The organism is Jezberella sp. (assembly GCF_964834465.1).
The window spans coordinates 21395-27944 of sequence record NZ_CBAZRM010000021.1 but is presented as its reverse complement, the minus strand read 5'-3'; the positions used below and the strand labels follow the sequence as shown (position 1 = coordinate 27944).

The 6550-nt window shown below is 54.1% G+C and carries 6 protein-coding genes; all 6 read left to right on the top strand.

All coding sequences use genetic code 11. The features are described 5' to 3' along the window. A partial coding sequence (gene murD, locus AC1W8Y_RS14050) for a UDP-N-acetylmuramoyl-L-alanine--D-glutamate ligase (RefSeq protein WP_482015122.1) occupies positions 1-1110 on the top strand: 1110 nt, incomplete at its 5' end. After that, a complete protein-coding gene (ftsW, locus tag AC1W8Y_RS14045) occupies positions 1107-2294 on the top strand; it encodes a putative lipid II flippase FtsW (protein WP_482015121.1) in 1188 nt (395 codons plus the stop codon). The genes murD and ftsW, both read left to right, overlap by 4 nt. Further along, the gene (gene murG / locus AC1W8Y_RS14040) at positions 2291-3364 is read left to right on the top strand and encodes an undecaprenyldiphospho-muramoylpentapeptide beta-N-acetylglucosaminyltransferase (protein WP_482015120.1); all 1074 of its coding nucleotides are present in this window, start codon (positions 2291-2293) and stop codon (positions 3362-3364) included. The genes ftsW and murG overlap by 4 nt, the downstream gene beginning before the upstream one ends. Then, a complete protein-coding gene (gene murC, locus AC1W8Y_RS14035) occupies positions 3361-4758 on the top strand; it encodes a UDP-N-acetylmuramate--L-alanine ligase (RefSeq protein ID WP_482015119.1) in 1398 nt (465 codons plus the stop codon). The genes murG and murC overlap by 4 nt, the downstream gene beginning before the upstream one ends. Continuing rightward, complete coding sequence (locus tag AC1W8Y_RS14030) at positions 4755-5729, top strand: D-alanine--D-alanine ligase (RefSeq protein WP_482015118.1); 975 nt, start codon at positions 4755-4757, stop codon at positions 5727-5729. Before murC ends, AC1W8Y_RS14030 begins: the two co-directional genes overlap by 4 nt. 12 nt (positions 5730-5741) lie before the next feature. Continuing rightward, positions 5742-6548, top strand: a complete 807-nt coding sequence (locus AC1W8Y_RS14025; RefSeq protein ID WP_482015117.1) for a cell division protein FtsQ/DivIB — start codon at positions 5742-5744, stop codon at positions 6546-6548. Positions 6549-6550: the final 2 nt, after the last annotated feature.

The window sequence follows — 6550 nt, the reverse complement described above, 5'->3', positions numbered from 1 at the left end:
ACCACGGTGACCGCGCTGACCCAACACATGTTGACGGCATCAGGCATCAGTGCGCGTGCGGCCGGCAATATCGGCCCAGCAGCGCTTGATGCACTGATGAATGCCTTGGATGAAGGTGCTTTGCCAGATGTCTGGGTACTTGAATTATCTAGCTTCCAGCTCGAGGCGGTGTTTAGCTTGCGTTATACAGCCGCCGTTGTGTTGAACGTGACTCAGGATCATCTCGATTGGCACGGTTCAATGAGTGCCTATGTTGCCGCAAAGGCCCGTATTTATCAATCCGCAGATCTGTTGGTTTTAAATCGCGACGATGCGCTGGTGATGGCAATGTGTGCCGAACCGGCTGGCGTTAACGTGCGGACGTTTGGACGGGATGGCCCTCGTTTGGCGGGCGATATTGGCATTGAGACAAGTCATGGCGTGCACTGGCTAGTCAAGTGCGAACCCAATGAGTTCGCGAACGAACAGCCGACCGTGTCAAGGCGTAAAAAGGACGCGACCCTACCAACACGTGCTGCCGGCAGGGTCGTTCGGATGATGCCTGCTGAAGCACTTGCTATCAAAGGGTTGCACAACGCGATGAACGCAGAGGTGTCGCTCTTGCTGGCTCACGCAGCGGGCGCCGCATGGGGGCCTATGCTTCGAGCCGCTCGCGAATATGCGGGTGAACCTCATCGAATGGCATTTGTGCGAAGCGTGCGCGGAGTTGACTTCTTCAACGATAGCAAAGGGACCAATGTGGGTGCCACCGTGGCTGGCCTCGACGGGTTGGGTAAGCGTAGTGTGTTGATTGCAGGCGGCGTCGGTAAGGGTCAGGATTTTTCACCTTTGGTTGAAGCCGTCAGCCGGCACGTCAAACATGTTGTCTTGATTGGTGAGGCTGCGGCTACTTTGCGGGATACGTTGTCGGTCACAGACGTCAGCTGCGAAGAGGCAGGCAGCATGCAAGACGCTGTCAGCAAAGCCTTCGTCAAGGCATGTGAAGGCGAAGCAGTTGTTTTGTCGCCAGCCTGTGCGAGCTTCGACATGTTTAACAACTATCCCCACCGTGGTTTATGTTTTATCGATGCCGTCAATGAAATCGCGCTCGAGCAAGGAGAGCTTGTATGAGCTTATTTGCCGATCTCACCAACAGCGTTAATGCCGTTAGACCCAATCGCACCAACATGCGCAATTACGATGCCATGTTGTTTATTGCAGTCTTGACCTTGGTGGCGGTCGGCTTGCTGATGGTGTATTCGGCGTCGATTGCGCTTGCAGACGGGCCGCACTTTGCCAACTACGGTCGTTACTATTTTGTCGCCAGGCATGCGGCATTTGTGGCTATCGGTTTTCTGGCTGCAGCACTTGTTTACACGGTGCCTGTGAGTGCTTGGCAAAAAATCACCATTGCGATGTTTGTGGGCTGCCTTATTCTTCTCGTACTGGTGCTGATTTTAGGCAAAGAAGTGAATCACGCGGTGCGATGGTTGTCGTTCGGGCCGATCAATTTTCAGCCCTCTGAACTGATGAAAGTGACTGCCTTGCTGTACGCAGCCGACTACACCGTTCGAAAACAAGAACATATGCAGAGCATTTGGCGAGGTTTCATTCCGATGGCGTGCGCTCTCGGTGCAGTCGCAGGCTTGCTCTTGCTAGAACCGGATTTGGGGGCACTGATGGTGATTGTCAGCATCGCCATCGGTATTTTGTTTTTGGGTGGTATCAACGCACGTATCTTCATCGCGTTGGCTGGCTTTTTGCCGCTCGTGTTTGCGATGCTAATTTGGCTAGCCCCCTGGCGCCGTGCAAGGATATTTGCGTATTTAGACCCCTGGAACCCGGCAACCACACTCGGCAGTGGCTATCAACTGTCGCACTCTCTCATTGCGATCGGTCGAGGTCAATGGTTTGGGGTGGGGTTGGGATCAAGTGTCGAAAAGCTTCATTACCTGCCCGAGGCACATACGGATTTCATTATGGCGGTCATCGGTGAAGAGTTGGGGTTTGCTGGCGTAGCGATGATGGTGTTGTTGTTTGCCGTCGTTATTCAACGATGCTTCGAAATAGGTCGTCAGGCCATTGCGATGGATCGTGTGTTCAACGGCCTGGTCGCCCAAGGTGTGGGTATCTGGGTGGGTGTGCAGACCTTCATCAACATTGGCGTTTGTCTGGGCCTTCTGCCAACCAAGGGTTTGACATTGCCCCTTGTCAGTTATGGTGGTTCAGGCATCGTGATGAACCTATGTGCTTTGGCACTCGTCGCTCGCATTGATTTTGAAAATCGGCTGATGATGAGGGGAGGGCGATCATGACAAACGCTGTTATCCTCATTATGGCAGGTGGGACTGGTGGTCATATCATGCCCGGTCTAGCGGTCGCAGACGTGATGAAAGCCAAAGGGTGGACAGTTGCCTGGTTAGGTAACCCGGAAAAAATGGAAGGTAAGTTGGTGGCGGCACGAGGCTATCCTCTGTCGGCAGTCGGTTTTGCTGGCGTTCGTGGCAAGGGGATGTTAGCCAAGATCAAAGCACCGTTTCAGTTGTTAATGGCGATGCTGCAGGTGTGGAAGCATTTCGCGCGATTAAAGCCAAGCGTGGTGCTTGGGATGGGGGGGTACGTCGCTCTGCCCGGTGGCCTCGTTGCTTGGTTAAGACGAGTGCCTCTGGTGGTGCATGAGCAAAACGCTGTCGCAGGGATGACAAACGCCATTTTGTCGAAATTCGCTCATCGCACGTTGTGTGGTTTGCCCAATGCGATGCAACACGCTCAGATGGTTGGTAACCCAGTGCGCGCTGACTTATTGGGATTACCGTCACCCGAATTGCGCTATGCCCAGAGAACGGGGCGACTCCGTATGTTGATTTTAGGTGGGTCGTTGGGTGCGACCGTTTTGAACAAGACGGTGCCAGAGGCACTCAGCCTGATGGCAGAGCACGAGCGACCCATCGTCACCCATCAGTCAGGCAGCCAGCACATCAGTGGGTTGGCTCAGGCTTATGAACAAGCCGGTGTGGCAGCAACCTGTGTGCCATTCATAGAAGATATGGCGCAGGCGATGTCACAAGCCGATCTCGTGATTTGCCGTGCGGGTGCGATGACGGTCGCTGAAGTCGCTGCAGCTGGGGTTGCCGCATTATTTGTGCCGTTTGCCCATGCGGTGGATGATCATCAGACGGCCAATGCGAATTACCTGACCAGTCATGGCGCAGGATGGATCATTCAGCAAAGCCAGCTGACGGCGCAATGGTTGAGTCAATGGCTAAAAGCCATCACTCGCCCTGAATTGGCCGAGATCGCACTCAAGGCGAAGGCCTATGCGTTACCTGATTCAGCACTTCAGATTGCTAATGTTTGCCAACAAGTGTGTAAGGTTATTGAATGAAGCATCGTATCGAACAGATTCATTTCGTCGGTATTGGCGGCTCAGGGATGAGTGGCATTGCCGAGGTACTGTTGAATCTGGGCTATCGCATCTCGGGGTCAGATCTCGCCGAATCAGTGGTCACTCGACGGTTGGCCAGTCTGGGGGCGAGAATATCCGTGGGCCATCACGCTGACAACGTTCGCGGGGTAGATGCCATTGTCACCTCGACGGCAGTCGCCAACACCAATCCAGAAGTCATCGCCGCACGGGCAGCCCGGATACCTGTGGTGCCCAGAGCGGTCATGCTGGCAGAGTTGATGCGGCTCAAGCGAGGGATCGCGGTCGCTGGCACTCATGGCAAAACGACGACAACAAGCTTGGTAGCGAACGTGCTGGAAGCGGGTGGCCTGGATCCAACGTTCGTGATCGGTGGCTTATTAAACTCTGCGGGTGTCAATGCAGCGCTGGGGCAAGGTGACTACATTGTGGTTGAGGCAGATGAGTCGGACGCGTCCTTCCTGAACCTTTTGCCCGTCATGGCGATCATCACCAATATCGATGCAGATCATATGGACACTTATGGTCACGATGTTGCCAAACTCAAAAGTGCCTTCGTAGAATTCACCCAACGTCTGCCGTTCTACGGCAGCGCGGTGGTGTGTGTCGATGATGCAAATGTCAGGGAAATTATCCCTTTTATTTCAAGACCGGTGACGACCTATGGGTTTACCGCAGAGGCGCAGGTGCATGCCACTGACGTCGAGGCAAGTGGGACACGGATGTCGTTCACGGTGCAACGCAAGTATCGAGATGAAGTATTACCCCCTCTTTCTGTGCAGCTTAATCTACCCGGGCGTCACAACGTTCTCAATGCCTTAGCCGCCATCGCGGTCGCCACGGAGTTGGGTGTCTCCGATCAGGCGATTGCGACGGCATTGTCGAATTTTAGGGGAGTGGGCCGGCGCTTTACCCAAGTTGGTGAATTTGCGACCAACAAGGGCGGTACGTTCACCGTCATTGATGACTACGGTCATCATCCTGTTGAAATGGCCGCTACGCTGGCGGCGGCTCGCGGTGCTTGGCCGGATCGCCGAATCGTCCTTGCCTTTCAGCCGCATCGTTATACGCGCACTCGCGACTGTTTTGAGGATTTCGTTCGCGTGCTGGGTGAAGCGGATGCAGTGGTGCTGACAGAGGTTTACGCCGCGGGTGAGGCACCTGTCGTTGCAGCCGATGGTCGAGCGCTCGCCCGCGGGGTGAGAGTGGCGGGCAAAGTCGAGCCGGTGTTTGTCGAAGACGTTGGCAACATGCCAGAGGCTATTAAAAATATTGCCCTTGACGGAGACATCGTGGTCGTCATGGGTGCGGGATCGATTAGCAAAGTAGCCTATAGCTTTGGAGAGTCTGCATGAGCGCACATTTCGGCAAAGTTGGTGTTCTGTGCGGTGGTCGTTCAGCAGAACGAGAAGTGTCGTTGATGTCTGGCAAAGGCGTTTGCGATGCGTTGCAAAGCATGCAAGTCGATGCACATCTGTTCGATACGGGCGTGAGATCGATCATTGAGCTGATTGAGCAGAAGTTTGACCGGGTATTTATCGCCCTGCATGGGCGGTACGGAGAAGACGGTACTTTGCAGGGCCTATTGGAGTTGCTTGGCATCCCCTATACCGGCAGCGGGCCCATGGCATCGAGCATTGCCATGGACAAAATCATGACTAAGAAAGTCTGGTTGCAGGCGGGTTTGCCGACGCCACGTTTTATTGAGATTGATCGGATAGACAAATTGGAATTGGCAATGCGTGAACTTGGATTGCCCATGATGCTGAAAGCACCAAATGAAGGCTCAACACTGGGGGTCGTCAAGTTGACGCAACCTGCTGACCTTAAGTCGGCCTACCAAGAGGCGTCGCAGTATGACAGCGTCGTGCTTGCAGAACAGTTTGTTGTTGGTCGCGAAATCACGGTAGCAATCATTGGCTCAGGCGACAACGCGAAAGCACTGCCACCGATACAAATCGTCGCGCCCCAAGGCAACTACGATTATCAAAACAAGTACTTTACCGACGTGACCCAATATTTTTGCCCAGCACCGGTCGCTGATACTGTCAACGATCAGCTCTGTGAGCTTGCGTTGCGGGCCTATCGCGCCCTAGGGTGTGAAGGCTGGGCCAGGGCTGATTTCATGGTCGATGAGCAAGACCAGCTATGGTTGATAGAGATCAATACGTCACCGGGTATGACGGGGCACTCTCTCGTACCGATGGCGGCGAAGGCGATTGGGATGAGCTATCCCGAGTTGTGCGTCAAAATTCTTGAAATGGCAAGCTGCAAAGTCGGCCCGCCACAGGTTGACGCAGCTTCTTCTGAAATAATGACGGCCTAAACGGAGCAATTTGTGTGGAGCGAAGCGCGCATTATCAACCGGCTTGCCAATACCTTAGCGGTACTGGCAGTCTTGGCTATGCTCGCGGGTTGTATTTTCTGGATCATCAATCGACCCATCTTTCGAGTGACCACCTTAGAAATAGAACCAGCGGCGAACACCAGTTTGAAATACGTGTCGCCAGCCAGCCTTCAAGCGGCTATCACGGGCAAGTTGCAAGGCAATTTCTTTACGATCAATTTAAATCAAACGCGAGCGGTGCTCGAATCAGTGCCCTGGATCAGAACAGCCATGGTTCGCCGGATTTGGCCCAGCACCTTACGAGTGACGATCGAAGAGCAACAGCCATGGGCCTTATGGAACGAAAATCAGATGATCAGCACTTGGGGGCAGGTGTTTACCGCCAACCAGGGCGAGTTGGAAGACGATGCAGTTCTGCCGCAATTTGTGGGGCCAGAGGGGACGCCGACGCTGTTTATTCAACGGTACGCAGAGCTAGAGCGCTGGTTTGCCCCGCTCAATGCGACGGTGCGAAAGGTGGTGTTGACCGATCGTTATGCAATGCGAGTGACTTTGTCCAACGGATTGACGCTCGAGTTGGGCAGAGATCCTGGTGCAGAGGCTCCGGATCCTCAAGCAGGTATTCCGGGTGCCTTGCCTTTTACGTCTCGCATACAAAGATTTGTGCAGGCTTGGCCCGCAGTTTTACAAAAAACACAAGGGCGAGAAATCACCCATGTCGATCTGAGGTACCCCAACGGCTTTGCCTTGACGTTGGCGGCACTTCCCGAACCCCCATCAACCAAAAAGAAGCGGTAATG